Origin of the sequence: Enterobacter roggenkampii (assembly GCF_001729805.1) — a bacterium.
Classification (GTDB): domain Bacteria; phylum Pseudomonadota; class Gammaproteobacteria; order Enterobacterales; family Enterobacteriaceae; genus Enterobacter; species Enterobacter roggenkampii.
On the sequence record NZ_CP017184.1, the window covers coordinates 3,880,268 to 3,900,317 of the forward strand.

General features: G+C 52.9%; 16 protein-coding genes. 8 read left to right on the forward strand and 8 right to left on the reverse strand.

Annotated elements, in window-relative coordinates:
- Positions 1–69 precede the first annotated feature (69 nt).
- Positions 70–963: a DNA-binding transcriptional regulator ArgP gene (gene argP / locus BFV67_RS18120; RefSeq protein WP_008499727.1), complete on the forward strand. Its 894-nt coding sequence runs from the start codon at positions 70–72 to the stop codon at positions 961–963.
- Between the two features lie 43 nt (positions 964–1,006).
- Here argP and BFV67_RS18125 read toward each other — a convergent pair whose 3' ends face one another.
- From BFV67_RS18125 to tkt, 7 genes are all read right to left on the reverse strand, one after another.
- A complete protein-coding gene (locus tag BFV67_RS18125) occupies positions 1,007–1,738 on the reverse strand; it encodes an oxidative stress defense protein (RefSeq protein ID WP_008499728.1) in 732 nt (243 codons plus the stop codon).
- Positions 1,739–1,830: 92 nt separating this feature from the next.
- Positions 1,831–2,466, reverse strand: coding sequence for an arginine exporter ArgO (gene argO / locus BFV67_RS18130; RefSeq protein ID WP_021242063.1), 636 nt, complete (start codon positions 2,464–2,466; stop codon positions 1,831–1,833).
- Positions 2,467–2,615: 149 nt separating this feature from the next.
- On the reverse strand, positions 2,616–3,470 hold the full coding sequence (mscS, locus tag BFV67_RS18135) for a small-conductance mechanosensitive channel MscS (protein WP_008499730.1): 855 nt from the start codon (positions 3,468–3,470) through the stop codon (positions 2,616–2,618).
- 186 nt (positions 3,471–3,656) lie between these two features.
- Positions 3,657–4,736: a class II fructose-bisphosphate aldolase gene (gene fbaA / locus BFV67_RS18140; RefSeq protein WP_008499731.1), complete on the reverse strand. Its 1,080-nt coding sequence runs from the start codon at positions 4,734–4,736 to the stop codon at positions 3,657–3,659.
- Between the two features lie 92 nt (positions 4,737–4,828).
- Positions 4,829–5,992, reverse strand: coding sequence for a phosphoglycerate kinase (gene pgk / locus BFV67_RS18145; RefSeq protein ID WP_008499732.1), 1,164 nt, complete (start codon positions 5,990–5,992; stop codon positions 4,829–4,831).
- Positions 5,993–6,041: 49 nt separating this feature from the next.
- Positions 6,042–7,061 (reverse strand): erythrose-4-phosphate dehydrogenase, encoded by a 1,020-nt coding sequence (gene epd / locus BFV67_RS18150; RefSeq protein WP_032675470.1) that lies wholly within the window; start codon positions 7,059–7,061, stop codon positions 6,042–6,044.
- A 326-nt stretch (positions 7,062–7,387) separates the two neighbouring features.
- Positions 7,388–9,379 carry a transketolase gene (gene tkt, locus BFV67_RS18155; RefSeq protein ID WP_021242065.1) on the reverse strand — a complete coding sequence of 664 codons (1,992 nt, stop codon included), beginning with the start codon at positions 9,377–9,379 and terminating at the stop codon, positions 7,388–7,390.
- Positions 9,380–9,651: 272 nt separating this feature from the next.
- Between tkt and loiP the strand changes: the two genes are divergently transcribed.
- Together loiP and BFV67_RS18165 are read left to right on the forward strand one after the other, a co-directional pair.
- A complete protein-coding gene (loiP, locus tag BFV67_RS18160; protein WP_069598763.1) occupies positions 9,652–10,410 on the forward strand; it encodes a metalloprotease LoiP in 759 nt (252 codons plus the stop codon).
- A 209-nt stretch (positions 10,411–10,619) separates the two neighbouring features.
- The gene (locus tag BFV67_RS18165) at positions 10,620–11,888 is read left to right on the forward strand and encodes an OprD family outer membrane porin (RefSeq protein WP_008499736.1); all 1,269 of its coding nucleotides are present in this window, start codon (positions 10,620–10,622) and stop codon (positions 11,886–11,888) included.
- Between the two features lie 51 nt (positions 11,889–11,939).
- Here the strand turns inward: BFV67_RS18165 and speB are convergent, their stop codons facing one another.
- On the reverse strand, positions 11,940–12,860 hold the full coding sequence (gene speB, locus BFV67_RS18170) for an agmatinase (RefSeq protein WP_008499737.1): 921 nt from the start codon (positions 12,858–12,860) through the stop codon (positions 11,940–11,942).
- A gap of 448 nt (positions 12,861–13,308) precedes the next feature.
- Here speB and BFV67_RS18175 point away from each other — a divergent pair, with 448 nt between their 5' ends.
- The 5 genes from BFV67_RS18175 to BFV67_RS18195 all read left to right on the forward strand — a co-directional run bounded on the left by BFV67_RS18175 (position 13,309) and on the right by BFV67_RS18195 (position 20,050).
- Positions 13,309–13,869 (forward strand): fimbrial protein, encoded by a 561-nt coding sequence (locus BFV67_RS18175; RefSeq protein ID WP_008499738.1) that lies wholly within the window; start codon positions 13,309–13,311, stop codon positions 13,867–13,869.
- Between the two features lie 93 nt (positions 13,870–13,962).
- Positions 13,963–14,667: a fimbrial biogenesis chaperone gene (locus BFV67_RS18180; RefSeq protein ID WP_225828762.1), complete on the forward strand. Its 705-nt coding sequence runs from the start codon at positions 13,963–13,965 to the stop codon at positions 14,665–14,667.
- Positions 14,668–14,699: 32 nt separating this feature from the next.
- Positions 14,700–17,282, forward strand: a complete 2,583-nt coding sequence (locus BFV67_RS18185; RefSeq protein ID WP_069598764.1) for a fimbria/pilus outer membrane usher protein — start codon at positions 14,700–14,702, stop codon at positions 17,280–17,282.
- Positions 17,283–17,288: 6 nt separating this feature from the next.
- Positions 17,289–18,299: a fimbrial protein gene (locus BFV67_RS18190; protein ID WP_023294518.1), complete on the forward strand. Its 1,011-nt coding sequence runs from the start codon at positions 17,289–17,291 to the stop codon at positions 18,297–18,299.
- 17 nt (positions 18,300–18,316) lie between these two features.
- Positions 18,317–20,050 carry a ShlB/FhaC/HecB family hemolysin secretion/activation protein gene (locus BFV67_RS18195; protein WP_069598765.1) on the forward strand — a complete coding sequence of 578 codons (1,734 nt, stop codon included), beginning with the start codon at positions 18,317–18,319 and terminating at the stop codon, positions 20,048–20,050.

The window sequence follows — 20,050 nt, forward strand, 5'->3', positions numbered from 1 at the left end:
TTCGTCTGCCACAAAGGGAAAATTGTGTCATAGTGCAGAATAAGCAAAATTAAGGAGCCAGCCAGAGCAATGAAACGTCCGGACTACAGAACACTACAGGCACTTGATGCAGTTATTCGTGAACGAGGCTTTGAGCGCGCGGCGCAAAAGCTTTGCATCACGCAGTCCGCCGTCTCTCAGCGTATCAAACAGCTTGAAAACATGTTCGGCCAGCCGCTGCTGGTGCGTACCGTGCCGCCACGTCCAACAGAGCAAGGGCAAAAGCTCCTCGCTCTGCTGCGTCAGGTTGAACTGCTGGAAGACGAGTGGCTGGGTGACGAACAAACGGGCTCTACGCCGCTGCTGCTCTCTCTGGCGGTCAACGCCGACAGTCTGGCAACCTGGCTGCTGCCGGCCCTGGCGCCGGTCCTCGCGGACTCCCCTATCCGTCTGAATTTGCAGGTTGAAGACGAAACCCGCACCCAGGAACGCCTGCGTCGCGGTGAAGTGGTTGGGGCGGTCAGTATTCAGCCTCAGGCGCTGCCAAGCTGCCTTGTCGATCAGTTAGGCGCCCTGGACTATCTGTTTGTGGGTTCAAAAGCCTTTGCGGAACGCTACTTCCCCAACGGCGTCACCCGCGCGGCGCTGCTGAAAGCCCCTGCCGTGGCCTTCGACCATCTGGACGATATGCATCAGGCGTTCCTGCAGCAAAACTTCGACCTGCCGCCGGGCAGCGTGCCGTGCCATATCGTGAACTCGTCAGAAGCCTTCGTGCAGCTTGCACGCCAGGGCACGACCTGCTGCATGATCCCGCACCTGCAGATTGAGAAAGAGTTGAAAAGCGGTGAGCTGATTGACTTAACGCCGGGGCTGTATCAGCGTCGGATGCTCTACTGGCACCGTTTTGCGCCGGAAAGCCGCATGATGCGCAACGTCACTGACGCGCTGCTGGCGTACGGGCATAAGGTATTGAGACAGGATTAAAAAGAAAAGCCGGGTGGCGGCCACGCCTTACCCGGCCTACAGATTACTGAGCCGGTTTCGGCTGTGCTGCAACAGGTTCAAGCTGGAACACCACATCCACCTGATCGTCGAACTGGATCGTCGGCTGCTCGTAAGTTTCCTGAGCGGATACCGGCGCTGCGTCAGCCTTCATCATACGAACCATCGGGCTTGGCTGGTAGTTTGAGACGTGGTAACGCACGCTGTAAACCGGACCGAGCTTGCTCTTAAAGCCAGAAGCCAGCTGTTCCGCCTGGTGAATGGCATCATCAATCGCCGCTTTACGCGCTTCGTCTTTGTACTTCTCCGGTTGCGCAACGCCCAGCGACACGGAACGGATCTCGTTCAGGCCCGCCTTCAGCGCACCGTCCAGCAGCGAGTTAAGCTTATCCAGCTGACGCACGGTCACTTCAACGGTACGCACCGCACGGTAGCCTTTCAGGATGCTTTTGCCATTCTGGTAGTCGTAATCGGGTTGAGTACGCAGGTTCGCAGAGTTGATATCTTTTTTACCGACACCGTTCTGCTCGAGGAAAGAGAGGTATTGCGCAACGCGATCGTCAGCCTGCTTCTTGGCCGTCGCTGCATCTTTCGCCGCCACATTCACCTCAATTGCCAGGGTTGCAACATCGGGTACCGCGTCCACGCTTGCGGTGCCTGACGTGACGATGTGCGGGCCATCCGGCAATTCGCTTGCCTGCACCGACACCGCACCGAAACTCACTAATGCCGCCAGGGCCATCACTTTAAACTTCACTGTCATTCCTCCATGTTGCGAAGAGTGCCCCAATAACAGGGCGCATGCCAGCAAGCTTAGCGGGTCTTATTCAGTTGTCCATAAGACAAGGATTAGTTGAACAATTCCTGGACATGATGAATCCCCTCTTTCGCCAGCTGGAAAGCGATAAACCACATCACCAGGCCGACCAGGGTATTAATGATGCGCTGGGCTTTGGCCGTACGCAGGCGGGGCGCCAGCCATGCCGCCAGAATGGCGAGACCGAAGAACCACAGGAAAGAGGCGCTGACCGTACCGAGCGCAAACCAGCGTTTCGGCTCAACGTCCAGTTGACCGCCCAGGCTGCCCAGCACGACGAAGGTGTCGAGATACACATGCGGGTTAAGCCAGGTCACCGCCAGCATGGTGACGATAATCTTCCAGCGGCCCTGCTTCATGACCTCCGCGCTCGCCAGTTCGAGGTTGCTGCTCATTGCCGTTTTCAGCGCGCCGAATCCGTACCAGAGCAGAAACGCCACGCCGCCCCAGGTGACCAGCGCCAGCAGCCACGGAGACTGCATCAGCAGCGCGCTGCCGCCAAAAATCCCGGCACAGATCAGCAGCAAATCGCTTACCGCGCACAGCAGGGCAATCATCAGATGGTACTGGCGGCGGATGCCCTGATTCATCACGAACGCATTTTGCGGGCCGAGGGGAAGGATCATAGCCGCACCTAAGGCAAGCCCTTGAAAATAATAAGATAGCATGATGATTTTCTCGCAGTGTTGTTCTGGAAGCTGACTATACTGCGCGAACTACATTAGATGAAATGGATAATATTAATTGGGTATTAGCGGAGCTTATGAAGGTAAAGCCCGGTGGCGCTAGCGCTTACCGGGCCTACAACGTCGGGGGATTACTCGGCGGCTTTCTCGCGTTTAAGATTCACGTCCATCTGCGGATACGGGAAACTGATGCCGTTGGCGTCGAAGTCGCGCTTAATGCGTTCCAGCACGTCCCAGTATACGTTTTGCAGATCGCTGCTTTTGCTCCAGATACGCACCACAAAGTTAATGGAGGAAGCGCCGAGTTCATTCAGGCGAACCGTCTGCTCTTTGTCTTTCAGAATGCGATCGTCAGAAGCAATGATGTTGGTAATCAGCGACTTCACCTGATCGATGTCGGAGTCGTATGCCACGCTGATAATCAGTTCGTTACGACGCACCGGCTCACGGGAGAAGTTGATAATGTTGCCCGCGATAATTTTCCCGTTCGGCACGACCACGATGCGGCCATCGACGGTACGCATAGTCGTTGAGAAAATCTGCACCTGCAGCACGGTTCCGGCAATGCCGCCAAGGTCAACGTATTCGCCGGAGCGGAACGGACGGAAGGTCACCAGCAGCACGCCTGCCGCCAGGTTTGAAAGCGAGCCCTGCAGTGCCAGACCAATGGCCAGACCGGCGGCACCGAGAACGGCAATGACGGAGGCGGTTTGCACCCCCACACGGCCCAGCGCGGCAATCAGCGTGAAGGCGATAATGCCGTAGCGCACCAGTGCGGAGAGGAAGTCTGCCACCGTGGCGTCAATGTGACGGGCCAGCATTACGCGGTTAACCGTATTCGAGACAATACGCGCCACGATCATCCCGACGATGATGATGGCAATCGCCGCGACGATGTTCACGGCATAGCTCAGCAGCAGGGCCTGGTTGCGCACCAGCCAGTTACCGGCGTTATTGATGCTGTCTACAACATCGAGTTGTTCCATTTATTCTTCCTTTTGTTAAACCAAAACACAAAATCCATCCCCCATGGAGACAGGCAGGTCAGTAAAGGGTAAACAAAAAGCACCGGCTTTGCCAAACAGATCACAAAAACAGGGCTGGCAGGGTATTGAAAAAGCATAAAAAAAGGCCCGCATTTGCGGGCCTTCTGATGCTGTTAGCAGCTCAAATTACAGAACGTCGATCGCGTTCAGTTCTTTGAAAGCCTGCTCCAGACGGGTCACCATGGACGTCTGCGCTGCGCGCAGCCATACGCGTGGATCGTAGTATTTCTTGTTCGGCTGGTCTTCGCCTTTCGGGTTGCCCAACTGGCCCTGCAGGTAAGCTTCGTTCGCTTTGTAGTACTGCAGGATACCGTCCCAGGTTGCCCACTGGGTGTCGGTGTCGATGTTCATTTTCACGACGCCGTAGCTTACGGAGTCTTTGATTTCCTGAGCAGAAGAACCGGAACCGCCGTGGAAGACGAAGTTCAGGCTGTTGTGCGGCAGGTTGTGTTTCTTGGAAACGTATTCCTGAGAATCACGCAGGATGGTTGGGGTCAGAACCACGTTACCTGGTTTGTAAACGCCGTGTACGTTACCGAAGGACGCTGCAATGGTGAAGCGTGGGCTGATTTTGCTCAGCTCGGTGTAAGCGTAATCAACGTCTTCTGGCTGGGTGTACAGTGCAGAAGCGTCCATGTGGCTGTTGTCCACGCCGTCTTCTTCACCGCCGGTGCAACCCAGTTCGATTTCCAGGGTCATGTCCATTTTGGCCATGCGCGCCAGGTACTTGGAGCAGATTTCGATGTTTTCGTGCAGTGACTCTTCAGACAGGTCGATCATGTGAGAAGAGAACAGTGGCTTACCGGTTGCCGCGAAGTGTTTTTCACCCGCGTCCAGCAGACCGTCGATCCACGGCAGCAGTTTCTTCGCGCAGTGGTCAGTGTGCAGGATAACTGGAACACCGTAGTGCTCAGCCATCTGGTGTACGTGGTGCGCACCAGAGATAGCACCCAAGATTGCAGCACCCTGAGGAATGTCAGTTTTCACGCCTTTACCTGCGATGAACGCAGCGCCGCCGTTAGAGAACTGAACGATAACTGGAGCTTTAACTTTAGCAGCAGTTTCCAGTACGGCGTTGATGGAGTCGGTACCCACGCAGTTAACTGCTGGCAGAGCGAAGTTGTTTTCTTTAGCTACCTGGAACACTTTCTGTACGTCATCACCAGTGATAACGCCAGGTTTTACGAAATCAAAAATTTTAGACATGTTGCTTAGTCCTGTATCTTCGGCCGTTAGAAAAGGTGCGAGCTCTTAAAAGCGCGCTGAAAATTGGGCAGGTTTCCCTGCCCTTGAATGGCTTACTTCTTAGCGCGCTCTTCGAGCATTGCTACTGCTGGCAGTACTTTGCCTTCCACGAATTCGAGGAATGCGCCGCCACCAGTGGAGATGTAGGAGATCTTGTCAGCGATACCGAACAGGTCGATTGCTGCCAGGGTGTCACCACCGCCTGCGATAGAGAACGCTTCGCTGTCTGCGATTGCGTTAGCCACGATTTCAGTCCCTTTGCGGAAGTTCGGGAATTCGAACACGCCAACAGGACCGTTCCACAGGATAGTTTTTGCGTTTTTGAGGATTTCAGCCAGTTTCTGTGCAGAAACGTCGCCCAGGTCCAGAATCTGCTCTTCGTCTTTGATGTCGTTTACAGATTTCAGGGTCGCGGTTGCGGTTTCGGAGAACTCGGTCGCGACGCGAACGTCAGTTGGAACCGGGATATCACAGGTACCCAGCAGGCGTTTGGCTTCGTCAACCAGGTCTGCTTCGTACAGGGATTTACCGACGTTGTGGCCCTGAGCGGCAACGAAGGTGTTCGCGATACCACCGCCAACGATCAGCTGGTCAGCGATTTTAGACAGAGAATCCAGAACGGTCAGTTTGGTAGAAACTTTAGAACCACCAACGATAGCGACCATCGGACGAGCAGGCTCTTTCAGTGCTTTACCCAGCGCTTCCAGTTCGTCAGCCAGCAGAGGACCGGCACACGCTACGTCTGCGAATTTACCGATACCATGGGTAGACGCCTGAGCACGGTGAGCCGTACCGAATGCATCCATCACGAATACGTCGCACAGTGCAGCGTATTTTTTGGACAGGGTTTCGTCGTCTTTCTTCTCGCCTTTGTTGAAGCGAACGTTTTCCAGCACAACCAGTTCACCGGCTGCAACGTCAACGCCGTCCAGGTAATCTTTCACCAGGCGAACCGGGTTGGACAGTTTGTCTTTCAGGTAATTAACCACTGGCAGCAGAGAGAACTCTTCGTTGTACTCGCCTTCAGTTGGACGACCCAGGTGGGAGGTGACCATCACTTTCGCGCCCTGCTTCAGAGCCAGTTCGATGGTTGGCAGAGATGCACGGATACGCGCGTCGCTGGTCACTTTGCCATCTTTAACCGGTACGTTCAGATCGGCACGGATGAAAACGCGTTTACCAGCCAGATCCAGATCGGTCATCTTAATTACAGACATGGTGAATCCTCTCGTTGATTCTTAAAGTTTTGCAGACGCACGATGCGCCTTACCTGAAACCTTGAGCAGCCATTGCTAACGTGGTGTCGAGCATTCGGTTAGCAAAGCCCCATTCGTTATCACACCAGACCAGCGTCTTGATAAGGTGTGCGCCACTGACCCTCGTTTGCGTGCCATCGACGATGGCGCTGTGCGGGTCGTGGTTAAAATCTACTGAGACCAACGGTAATTCCGTATAGTCAACTATACCATGAAATGCCCCCTGTGCCGCTTTTTGCAGCAACAGGTTGACTTCACAGGCTTTTACCGGTTTTTTCACCGTCACGCTAAGGTCGATCGCGGTGACGTTGATCGTCGGGACGCGCACGGCAATCGCCTCAAAACGATCGTTGAACTGCGGAAAAATTCGGGTAATCCCAGCAGCCAGCTTTGTATCCACCGGAATGATTGACTGGCTCGCTGCACGCGTGCGCCGTAAATCCGGGTGGTAAGCGTCAATGACCTGTTGATCGTGCATGGCGGAGTGAATCGTGGTCACGGTGCCGGACTCAATGCCATACGCATCGTCTAACAGTTTGATGACCGGAATAATGCAGTTGGTGGTACAGGAGGCGTTGGAAACAATGCGATGTTCGGCTTGCAGCTCATGCTGGTTGACGCCAAACACGACGGTCGCGTCGAGGTCGTTACTGCCGGGATGAGAAAACAGGACTTTTTTCGCACCTGCAGAGAGATGCGCTTCGCCATGTTCGCGATTGCCATACACACCGGTACAGTCAAGCACGACATCCACACCCAGTTCACGCCAGGGTAGCCCGGAGATGCTGTTCTCATGCAGCACACGAATAGCGTCATCACCCACAAAAAGCTGATCTCTTTCCTGGCGTACATCCCAGGCAAAGCGTCCGTGGCTGGTGTCATACTTCAACAAATGCGCCATGCCCGCAGCATCCGCCAGTTCATTGATTGCCACCACGGTCATTTCCGCCCGACGTCCGGATTCATACAAAGCACGAACCACATTACGCCCGATGCGACCGAAGCCGTTAATCGCTACGCGTACGGTCATAGATCTCCTGCAAAGCAATCCCTGAGTTTGAGGTGGCTGAAAGAGTAATCCAGCTACGCCCGAAGGGGAATCCTTGCTGTCACAAACTGCGATTGATTGGTCATTTGTCGAACATTTAATCGACTGAAACGCTTCAGCAAGAATAAGCGAATCGGGGAATAAAAGGAATGTCTGTCCAGATGAATAAGCGAGCTATATGACTTGCGTCACATTTTAGGTGGAATAATGCTTACAAAAAAGCCGGGTGGCGCGCTAGCGCTTACCCGGCCTACTTTCGAGCCATTTGTAGGCCCGGTAAGCATAAGCGCCACCGGGCAAAATGGTGATTACAGCAGTTCTTTCGCCTTCGCGACAACGTTCTCAACGGTGAAGCCGAACTCTTCGAACAGCAGTTCTGCCGGAGCAGATTCACCGAAGGTGGTCATACCGACGATAGCGCCGTTCAGGCCCACATATTTGAACCAGTAGTCAGCGATACCCGCTTCCACTGCCACACGCGCGGAAACCGCTTTAGGCAGTACGGATTCACGGTAAGCAGCATCCTGCTTGTCGAACGCGTCGGTAGACGGCATGGAAACCACGCGCGCCTTCACGCCTTCGGCAGTCAGTTTTTCCCATGCAGCAACGGCCAGTTCAACTTCAGAACCGGTAGCGATGAAGATCAGCTCTGGCTGGCCCGCGCAATCTTTCAGCACATAACCGCCGCGCGCGATGTTCGCCAGCTGCTCTGGGGTACGTTCCTGCTGCGCCAGGTTCTGACGGGAGAGGATCAGCGCGGTAGGACCGTCCTGACGCTCAACGCCGTATTTCCACGCCACCGCGGATTCCACCTGGTCACATGGACGCCATGTGCTCATGTTCGGGGTCACGCGCAGGGAAGCCACCTGCTCTACCGGCTGGTGAGTTGGGCCGTCTTCGCCCAGACCGATGGAGTCGTGGGTATAGACCATCACCTGACGCTGTTTCATCAGCGCCGCCATACGCACGGCGTTACGCGCATATTCAACGAACATCAGGAAGGTAGAGGTGTACGGCAGGAAACCACCGTGCAGGGAGATACCGTTGGCAATCGCAGTCATACCGAATTCACGTACACCGTAATGGATGTAGTTACCGGCAGTGTCTTCGTTGATTGGCTTAGAACCGGACCACAGGGTCAGGTTAGATGGCGCCAGGTCAGCGGAGCCGCCGAGGAATTCAGGCAGCAGAGGACCGAACGCTTCAATGGCATTCTGAGACGCTTTACGGCTCGCGATTTTAGACGGGTTCGCCTGCAGCTTAGCGATGAATTCGTTCGCTTTCGCGTCGAAGTCAGACGGCATGTCACCTTTCATACGACGGGTGAATTCAGCCGCTTCCTGTGGGAAGGCTTTCGCGTAAGCAGCGAACTTCTCGTTCCATGCCGCTTCTTTCGCCTGGCCTACTTCTTTTGCATCCCACTGAGCATAGATCTCAGATGGGATTTCGAATGCAGGGTATTTCCAGCCCAGCGCTTCGCGGGTCAGTGCGATTTCCGCGTCGCCCAGCGGCGCGCCGTGGGAGTCGTGCGTACCCGCTTTGTTCGGAGAACCGAAGCCGATGATGGTTTTGCACATCAGCAGGGACGGTTTGTCCGTCACAGCGCGCGCTTCTTCTACTGCACGTTTAATCGAGTCAGCATCGTGGCCATCAACGCCACGCACAACGTGCCAGCCGTAGGCTTCGAAACGTGCAGCGGTGTCGTCAGTGAACCAGCCCTCAACGTGACCGTCGATGGAGATACCGTTGTCGTCATAGAACGCAACCAGTTTACCCAGCTTCAGGGTACCTGCCAGGGAGCACACTTCGTGAGAAATGCCTTCCATCATGCAGCCATCGCCCATGAACGCGTAAGTGAAGTGGTCAACGATGTCGTGGCCAGGACGGTTGAACTGCGCCGCCAGGGTCTTCTCAGCAATCGCCATACCCACAGCGTTAGCAATACCCTGACCCAGCGGGCCGGTGGTGGTTTCTACGCCAGCGGTGTAGCCCACTTCCGGGTGACCTGGAGTTTTGGAGTGCAGCTGGCGGAAGTTTTTCAGCTCTTCGATAGGCAGATCGTAGCCGGTGAGGTGCAGCAGGCTATAGATAAGCATAGAGCCGTGGCCGTTTGACAGCACGAAGCGGTCGCGGTCAGCCCATGACGGGTTCTGCGGGTTGTGGTTCAGGAAATCGCGCCACAGAACTTCGGCGATATCAGCCATACCCATAGGGGCCCCTGGGTGGCCGGATTTGGCTTTCTGTACTGCGTCCATGCTCAGCGCACGAATAGCATTAGCAAGCTCTTTACGTGAGGACATTTTAACTCCAGATCGGACTGTTAAAGGCCATGCCCTTGACGACAGCGCGTTTTGGGCTACGCCGGAAAAAAGTGCCAACAATGTAACCCAAGCCGCAAGTCATGTACATGGAGCATTCTTTTGCTTGTTAAGAAATCTCTGGATCATGCTCGCATGTTGCGCAATCTGCTCGCCCGGCCCTGTAGATATTCCTTATACTTAGCCCAACACCGGCTTCGCTGACGGTGCACTTTTCGGATTTTATTCAGATTAACGAGTACGGAAGCAACCTCATGAAAATGCGTGCAATAGTGCTGGCCCTGGGTACAACGCTCCTGCTGAGCGGCTGTCAGAATATGGACTCTAACGGTCTGATGACGTCAGGCGCAGAGGCCTTTCATGCCTATTCCCTGAGCGATGCGCAGGTAAAAGCGCTGAGCGACCAGGCCTGTAAAGATATGGACGGAAAAGCCACCCTTGCGCCGTCTGATAGTACCTACACGCAGCGTCTGAATAAGATTGCTTCCGCGCTGGGCGATAACATCAATGGCCAGCCGGTGAACTACAAGGTGTACATGGCGAAAGACGTCAACGCCTTCGCGATGGCAAACGGCTGTATCCGCGTTTACAGCGGGCTGATGGACATGATGACCGACAACGAAGTGGAAGCGGTTATCGGCCATGAAATGGGCCACGTTGCCCTGGGCCACGTGAAGAAAGGGATGCAGGTAGCCCTGGGCACCAATGCCATCCGCGCAGCGGCAGCCTCAGCGGGCGGTATCGTTGGCAGCCTGTCGCAGTCACAGCTGGGCGACGTAGGTGAAAAGCTGGTGAACTCTCAGTTCTCCCAGCGTCAGGAGTCCGAAGCGGATGACTACTCCTACGATCTGTTGCGCAAACGCGGCATTAATCCATCCGGTTTAGCCACCAGCTTCGAAAAACTGGCCAAGCTGGAAGCGGGACGTCAAAGCTCCATGTTTGACGATCACCCTGCCTCAGAAGAACGCGCACAGCATATTCGCGACCGTATGGCCGCAGACGGAATTAAATAATTTCAGAAGGAGGCAGTTTTGCCTCCTTTTTATTTCGCATGAATTGTTAACTTAACAGCACGTATCGATAACACCCCTGAAAGCCCCGCAAAATCTGCCCTGTCACATCGAAACACCTGGTCACATAATTATTGCAAAGGTCACTTTTTCCGGTAATTATCCTCCCTGCAGTTATTCAATTAATATATCCAGACAGAGACGTTCCCTCCGTGAAAAAAGAATTATCATTAATTGCTTTAAGTTTATTTGCCGCATTACCTGCCGCTGCAAGTCAGCAATCCGACAGCCAGGGTTTTATTGACGACAGCCATCTGGACCTGTTTTTACGCAATGCGTATATCAGCCGTGATTATCATCAGGGCCAGCAGGACAAAGCCGAATGGGGTCAGGGGATCATCGCCACGTTTGCATCCGGCTATACTGAAGGACCGGTTGGCTTTGGTGTGGACGGTATTGCTCAATACGGCGTGCGCCTGGACGGCGGCCGCGGCAAGAGCGGCGCGGGCGGCATCGACTTCTTTAAGCAGGAAGACGACGGCCGGGCAAAATCCGATCTGGCAAAGTTTGGCGCAACCGCCAAAATGCGCATCTCGAATACCGTACTGAGCTACGGGAATCAGCGACCAGAATTGCCTATCGTGAATGCCGACAGCTCCCGCCTGCTGTTTGAAAGCTATACCGGCACCATGCTGACCTCAAAAGAGATCGATGGTCTGGAAATCAACGCCGGTTATTTCACGGACGAGCAGCGTAAAAGTGACGACCGCCACGACAGCGGGCTGAAGAGCCTCTCCTTCGGCGGCGCGAGCTACCAGTTCAACGACCAGTTCAGCGGCGCGTTTTACGCCTCTCACAATGAAGAGGTAATGAACAAGCAATATCTGGGCCTGAACTTCAAACAGCCGTTCAGCACCGGGCAGCAGCTGGTGCTCGACTTCAACGGTTATAACTCCCGTCTGGACCAGAGTTATGCGGACAGCCTCGACACGGGCCGCAGCAACGCTATCTGGAGCCTGGCGGCGAGCTACATCTGGGATATTCACACGTTCAAAGTGGCGTACCAGCAGAGCAGCGGCAGCACCGGCTACAACTACGGCGGCTACCGCGACCAGGGCGGCGTGGGTGATGGCGGTAACACCATCTGGCTGGCAAACTCCTACTGGTCTGATTTTAACGGCGAAGATGAACGTTCCTGGCAGGCATCCTACGGTCTGGACTTTGGTGGCCTTGGCCTGCCGGGTCTGAGCTGGACCACCGCCTACGTGCGCGGGGACAACATCAAAACCGCAGAAACCAGCAACGGCAAAGAGCACGAGTGGTTTAATCAGATCCAGTACCAGGTGCAGGATGGTCCGGCGAAGGATCTGAAACTGAAACTGCGCTATTCCGTACTGCGCGTCTCCAGCAACGCCAGCGATTATAACGTGGGCGGGGACGAGATCCGCGCTTACGTGGAATACCCGTTTAACGTGTTTTAAAGGCAATAAAAAACCTCTCCAGGGAGAGGTTTTTTTTACGCCAGAAGAGGCTTATTCGCCTTTTTTGGCTGCCTGGATGTAGAGCATTTCCAGTGCCAGGGTCGCTGCGGCCAGCGCAGTGATCTCGGACTGGTCATACGCAGGCGCCACTTCCACCACGTCCATCCCGACAATGTTGAGATCCTTCAGGCCGCGCACCAGCTTGATGGCACGGTCTGAGGTCAGGCCGCCGATCACCGGCGTACCGGTACCCGGTGCAAATGCCGGATCCAGGCAGTCGATGTCGAAGGTCAGATACACAGGCATATCACCCACGATCTGCTTCACCTGCGCGAGGATGTCATCAACACCGCGATCGTTAACCTGACCCGCATCCAGCACGGTGAAGCCGTTGTCTTTGTCGAATTCAGTGCGAATACCGATCTGCACGGAGTGGTTCGGGTCGATCAGACCTTCGTTCGGCGCGGTGAAGAACATGGTGCCGTGGTCAAACTCACAGCCGTTGGCGTAGGTGTCGGTGTGGGCATCGAAGTGCACCAGCGCCATTTTACCAAAGTGCTTCGCGTGGGCGCGCAGCAGCGGCAGGGTCACGAAGTGGTCGCCGCCGAAGGAGAGCATGCGCTTACCGGCAGCCAGCAGCTTCTCGGCGTGGGCCTGCAGCTTTTCGCTCATCTCACGCGCGTCGCCAAAGGCGTACACCAGGTCACCGCAGTCCACCACGTTCAGACGCTCGCGCATGTCGAAGTTCCACGGGAAGCGGTTGTGCTCCCAGGCCAGGTTAGTGGAAACCTGACGGATCGCCGCCGGGCCATGGCGGCCACCCGCACGGCCTGACGTTGCCATGTCGAACGGCACGCCGGTGATCACCCAGTCCGCATCACTGTCGTACGGCTGGAAGTTCATCGGAAGGCGTAAAAAACCAAACGCGTTAGATACCAGAGAGTTATCGTACTGATGACCTAAAGTGCTCATGTCCTGTCCTCGTATCATAGATAGACGATCGTTGCTAAAGGTGAAAAAAAATCCCTTCCGCGTCGTTAAGCCCGACGAGGAAGGGATCGTTTCATATCGTAATGCTGTATGGCGCTAAGAATAGCGCCTGAATCCATTAAATTCAAGCGACTCATAAATACAACATATATAGACAACCCATCCTATTCACCAAATAAAATCATAGCCATAAAAATATTATAATCTTTACAATCCATATATTTTCCAAGCGAATATTTAATTCATCCCACCATCTATTTCGCCCTTGTAATTCAAAGAAAAAAACACCTCATACCATATTCATACATACATAAACAGCATGAGACTGTCTCAATTCGGAATTTATTTAGTTTCATCCTGTGGTTTTCTCTTTTTTTACTCCCTACAATCCCGCCGCTTTATTAAAATTTATGTCTAAATGGAATTATCTATGAACAAATATTTAAAAATTGGTCTTTTTACCATTCTGGCGGGAGCGGGTTCTGCAGCAGCGGCAGAAGATGGCACAATTACCTTTGACGGAACGATCAGTGACGCCACCTGTATCATTACAGGCGGTGACGCACAGGGTGAATCCACCTCTCCTGATTTCACCGTGCATCTGCCAAGCGTCAGCACCACCGCGCTGGCCACTGCGGGTCAGCGCGCGGGAGACACGCCATTCTTCATTAAACTGAGCGGCTCAAATTGCACCAACAACAAAGTCGCCAGCGTCTTCTTCGAACTGGCACAGAGCACCAATATCAACACCGCGACCGGTAACCTGAAAAACACCGTTACCACGGGTGGTGCCGATAAAGTTGAAATCGGTCTGTTAGATTCCAGCAAAGCTGTTTTGGATCTGAATACCGCAAACAATAACCCGAAAACAGCGGTCATTTCGGGTAATACCGCTCGCTTCGACTACTGGGCGCAGTACGTTGCCACCGGCGGTGCGGCAACGGCCGGTAAAGTCACCACTGACGTCATTTATTCCATTAAGTATCAGTAAGACCTTTGAGCAGTGGGAGTGATCCCACTGCTTTCCCTGCCACATTTAGGAACGTTGAGCCTGATGGTCAGTAATATTCTCAAAGTAATGTTAATGGTGACATTGACGTGGTTCCCCTGCGCCAACGCCACTATACAAATTTTAACAACTCGTGTGGCATTCAATGCAAACGAGAGTGAACAAACCGTTCGCGTAAATAACCTCAGTAAAAACCCGGAGCTGGTGCAGGTCTGGCTTTCCAGCACCGACAAAACCGATGGGACGGAGAAGGAGAATCTTCCGTTCTTTATCAACCCTCCCGCTGCGCGCGTTAACGGTCAGAAAGGGAAAGTTTTCCGTATATTCCAGACAGAGGAAGCCGCAGGAAAATACCCGAAAGATCGTGAAACCCTGCTCTGGCTAAACGTGCTGGATATTCCACCTGAACTGCCGGAAGAGGCGGATCGGAATCAGATAAAAATGGCGTTCCGCACGATGATCAAATTTTTCTATCGCCCTGCGGGCCTGAAAGGCAATCCCATGCAGGCGGGCGACGATCTGAAGTGGGAACTGCGTAAAGTGGCAAAGGGCTACGACGTGGTGGGAACCAATAACTCGCCTTTCCACGTGAGCATGACGAGCGTGTGGCTAACGAATGCCGACAATAAAGACATTGAGATCCCCGGTGACATGATTGTCCCTTATGGAACGCTGGTTTATCACTTTCCGCAGGTGAGCGCAGTGAGTGGACGCGGCATATTTAAATACAATTATATCACTGATTTAGGCGCATATATTAAGCGCACCTATAACTTTTAACTTTTTATACGTTCTACCTTTCGGAAGGTCAAATGTCCGCACGCCATAATAAATACAGGCTTCTCAAAAAAGCGAAAAGTACCCTTGGCCAGATAATGATTCTGGCATTGTGCATTTCAGGCCAGGTTAACGCAGAAACAGAAAAAAAAGCGGTAAACTTTTCTCGCGGCTTTATGAATTTCTATGACAGTGGATTAGACCTTAGCCAGTTCGACGGGGTAGATAAAATCCAGCCAGGTGATTACAAACTGGAAGTATTTAGCAACTTGCGGAAATTAGGAACCTGGCCCATTTCATTTATTCCGGCAAACAATACGCAGGGCGTAAATGCCTGCATGACGCCGGAAATGATTATCCGCTTTGATGTCGATACCAGCAAACTGCCGGAAAACTGGAAGACGGGCCGCTGCCTGATCCTCGAAACGCTTATCCCCGGCGCGACCGTCACCTACAACCAGGATGATGAGCGCCTGGATGTCACCGTTCCGCAGGCGATGCTGCTCAATACACCAGAGGGTTATATCAGCCCTGAACTATGGGATGACGGTGAACCTACCCTCATGGCCTCCTACGCGCTGAGTGGTTCAAGCACGCGCAACCGTGAGTTAGGTGAAACCAGCAACTATCTCTTTGGTAACCTGCAAACCGCTATGACGCTCGGTGCGTGGCGTTTTGTAACCTATGACACCCTGAACCTCGGCAATGATATTGAGGATGAAGGGGTCGATCATCTGCAGGCATTTGCCAGCCGGGGAATTGCGGCCTGGCAATCTGAAGTGGTGCTGGGCGATCTCAACACCAGCGGGGAGATGTTTGATACAACGGCTATTCGCGGCGTCAGACTCGCCACCGACGATCGCATGCTGCCGGATTCCGTGCGCAGCTATGCGCCTGTCGTTCGTGGTTTTGCCAACAGCAACGCGACGGTCACCATCAAGCAGTCCGGCAGTACCCTCTATGAAAAAGTGGTTCCCCCAGGCGAGTTTGCCATCAGCGATCTCTATGCAACGGGCTACAACGGCGATCTGGAAGTCACCGTCAAAGAGACCGATGGCACCATCAATACCTTTACCGTCCCCTACTCCAGCGTTCCGCAGCTGCTGCGCGAAGGCTATTTTCGCTATTCGGTCTCCTCGGGTGAAATCCGCAACACATTTCTTGCCGATGATCCGTGGATGACGGAAGGCACGCTTCAGTACGGTTTGCTTAATAATCTGACCGGTTACGTAGGCGCTCAAACCGCGTTTGATGGCGATTACAACGCCCTGCTGGGTGGTGTGGCTATCAATACCCCGCTGGGGGCATTAGGCCTGGACGTTACCCGCTCTTATACGAACTTTAACTCCAGCACCGGGAGCGATGACTGCGGCTCACTGTGTGACATGTCCCTGCGTATCAGCCTTGCTAAAAATCTTTCCGAAACCGGGACAAATTTCAGCCTGGTGGGTTACCGCTACTCCAGTAAAAATTACTACTCGCTGTCGGATGCCGTCAGCGTGAAGCAGGCGCTGGAGCATGGTAACGACCGATATTTACCCGAACGCTATCGTGAACGCCTGGAAGCAAACATCAACCAGATGCTGCCTGCGGGTTGGGGAAGTTTCTACGTCAGTGGTTTCATCGGCAACATCTGGAACGATGAACTGGGCCGCACGGAAAAATCCAACTACGCGCTGGGATACAACAACCGGTTTGGCTCGTCGACCTGGGGCATTTCGCTTGGCCGAACCAACAATGAAGACGGTGGTCACGACGATACGATCTACCTGAGCGTATCTATGCCGCTCGGCCATCGTTATGAAAAACAGGCTCGCCTGGGAGCAAACTTTAGCTACAACAGTGATGAGGCCACCATCCGCACCTCGCTCAGCGGCTCGGCCGGCGAGCGATCGCAGTATGGCTTTAGCGGCTATTTCAGCGAGTCCAGCAGGCCGGAAACCAACTTCGGTACCAACCTGTCTTATGTGGGCGATAGCGCTTCCGGCGGCGTCGCGTTCAGCCAGTCCCTCCATAGCTTCATGGGCGGTTTGAACATGAACGGTGGCGTGGTTGTGCACCGTGGCGGTATCAATTTGACCCCAACGTTAGGCGACACCATTGGCGTGATAGAGGCCAAAGGCGCTGAAGGGGCAAGAGTTTACCCTGATTCAAATGCGGTCATTAAAGATAACGGCTACGGGATTGTCGGCTATCTGACGCCTTACAGATACAACGATGTCTTCATTGATCCAAAAGGTACATCAATGAGTGTCGATGTAGAGGATACGCGTAAGAGCATTGTGCCAACCGCCGGTGCCGCCGTGCATATCAAAATGGAAACACAGCAGAAGCAACAGACCTTTGTGCGCTTCACACATGCCTCCGGGAAAAAGATCCCCTTCGGCGCATCCATTACCGATGGTAGCAATACCACGCTCGGTATGGTCGGACAGGGTGGCCTGGCAATGCTGACCTTACCTGAACCTGGCAAGCCGATCGTTATTAAATGGAATAGTAATAAGGTGATGAACGCGTGCTCAGCAGAAGTCAATCACCTTTCTGATAACAGAAAAACCCGCAACATGAATAAAGCCGCCTCCTTTAATGCAATAGATATTCTCTGCAAAGGCCTTTAACAGAAAATGAATAAATACATTACTACTCTGCTTTATCTCGTTTTATTATCCGTTTTATGGATGTTTACCCTTGAAGCAAAAGCCTCAGCGTGCAGACTCGAAGGCGTGGAAAAGGTTTTAAATATTACAGACGACATTACGTTAAACCCTGCGGATAAAGGCTCCACTGGAACGGTCTTATGGTCGAAAACGTATACTGCACCTAACATCAAATATATCTGTGATGAATCAACGCAAACGCAGTGGCACACCGCTTACAGCCGAAATTATCTCTCTTCCTCGGTAGATAAAGTCTATACAACCGAAATTCCGGGTATCGGTATTCGGATGAAATGGCCAGCCAACGCAGGAAACACCTGGGTGCCGGGTAACTCCGGCTCTCCGGTGACCTGCAGCCCGAGCTGTTCTATCGACAACAGCACCGTATTGGTAGAATTCGTGCAGACAGGTAATATTAATCAGGGAGAATCCGAGATCCCTGCCGGCGAAATGGTTAACGTAAAAGTCAAACCTTTGCTCACGCCAGAGGATGCGCTTCGTATTCTTACTATCAATTTCTCAGCGCCAATTAAAGTAAATACGCGTTCATGTTCCATTTATCCCTCGTCGACCAACGTCGATTTGGGAACCTACAGTATTGCTTCATTCCAGAATACGCTAAATTATCAAGGTGATAAAAAGGACTTTTCTATTACCATCACATGCCCGGAACAGGCACAAGTTGGCTTAACTTTCTCTTCCCTGATCAATACCAAATTCGCATCAATGAACGGTCTTTTGGGCGTCGAGACCGGCGAAGGCTACGCGAAAAATTTCGCGATTATGGTTTACGAAAAATCCAGCCCGTATGTCTCATCGGCCCTTGTTCTTGGAAAAGAATACCCTTTCCAGGTTTCATCCCGCTTAACTAAAAACTATCAGGCCCAGATATTCGTTCCTGCCGAGGTTAATCGCGAAAACTCATTAAGTGCTGGCAGGGTGGTCGGCGCAATTCAATACACCATGGCTTTAAGATAATTATCAAGGAGAGATTCGTGCTTCAGCGTTTTTCAAAATATGCACTTTTATTAGTGCCGTTCATTCCTGTGGCTCATGCTACGGCGGCACTCCCTGGTCAGCAAAATAAACAGGAACTGGATCGTCTCGAAAGACAAACCAGCCAGGCATTAATAGAAGAAGCCAAGCGGACCGAGCAGTTAATCCAGCAACAAAAAAAAATGCGCGAAGCCGGAGATGAAACCCTGGCCAGCAGCGACTCGAACTGGAAATTTCAGGTCAATCATATTGTCATCCTTGATGATACGCAGTTTGACAACTCACCGCAGCGTCAGGCGATTATCGATCGCTATGAGGGCAAAATGCTCGGTCGAACAGAAATATTTGAACTGGCCAAAGAACTGACCGATTTTTATATTTCTCGTGGTTATGCCACGACGCTGATTGGTGTTGAGCCCGGTAATATCAAAACGGGCACACTCTCTCTGCGGGTGATGTGGGGAAAAATACACGATCTTAAGGTTAACGGGCAAGCGCCGTCCTTCCGTGAACGCACGCGCATGTTCACTGCCTATCCTTTTGCGAAAGACAAGATTCTGAACATGCAGGATGTCGATCAAATGGTCGAAAACCTGCTGCGCGTTTACCCTAACGACAATATTGAAATTCAACCGTCTGTTATAAACAGCTATTCCGATCTTAATCTGCTGCACGTGCCTGCATTCCCTCTTTCGGTCACCGCGGGTCTTAACAACTCTGGCTTTAAGGCTGACGGCTGGCAGCAGTATTATGGCAGCGTAACCGCTAAAAACATTGCCGGCATCAATGATATTTTCAACGTTTATTATTCATGGAATAACCTGAAGAATAACCAGGATAATCAGGATTCGTGGTCAACGAGTTACAGCATCCCACTGGGTTATTGGTCGTTTGACGCGCTTTATTACAAATCCAGCTACGACAAAACGCTTGCCGGCAATAACGCCAGCTACGCTTCTGACGGAGATTCTGACCGTGCTTCTCTGCGTGTCAGCCGCATGCTCGGCCGTAACGCCACGGGTAAAACCAGCTGGTGGGCAAAAGTTGAAAGACGTAATAGCAACAACAGCATTGAAAACCAGCGTATAGACGTCAGCTCTAAAACCTATACCTCGATTTCGTCGGGCGCTACCTGGGTCGGCGCTCTGATGAACGGCTGGTTCTATGGCGATGTGGGCGTGACGGCAGCGGTTCCCTGGTTTGGTTCCGCCTGGAAAAACGATGCCGACCTTAAAGGGTTTGACCTTGATTACGTCAAGTACAACGGCATTGCCAGCTGGACGCGTCCGCTTTTTCAGTCTGGCCGTTTCGGTGGCGTGTATGAACTCAACGCAGGATTCCAGTACACCCCGAACGTACTGGTTAGCGATGCAAAATTAACGCTGGGCGATGAATTCACCGTACGCGGCTTCAAGGACGATAGCCTACTGGTTGATAGCGGCGGCTGGATCGCCAATACCCTGCAGTTTCCATTCGATGTTGGCGTCGGCGGTATCTATCAGCTTATTCCCTATGTAGGTTATGACCTGGGCTTTGCCAAAGATAATTGCCCTAAAGGCGTCAACGTATGTGATAGCCAATTCATGATGGGTGGCTCTGTCGGGATTAAAGCTACCGGTAGCCATTTTTCAACGTATGTCCTCGCGGGCTGGCCTATAAAAAAACCAGATTCACTGGAAGAGAATACCGTCGATAACACGGTCGTTTATTACAAGATGGAAGTAACGTTCTAA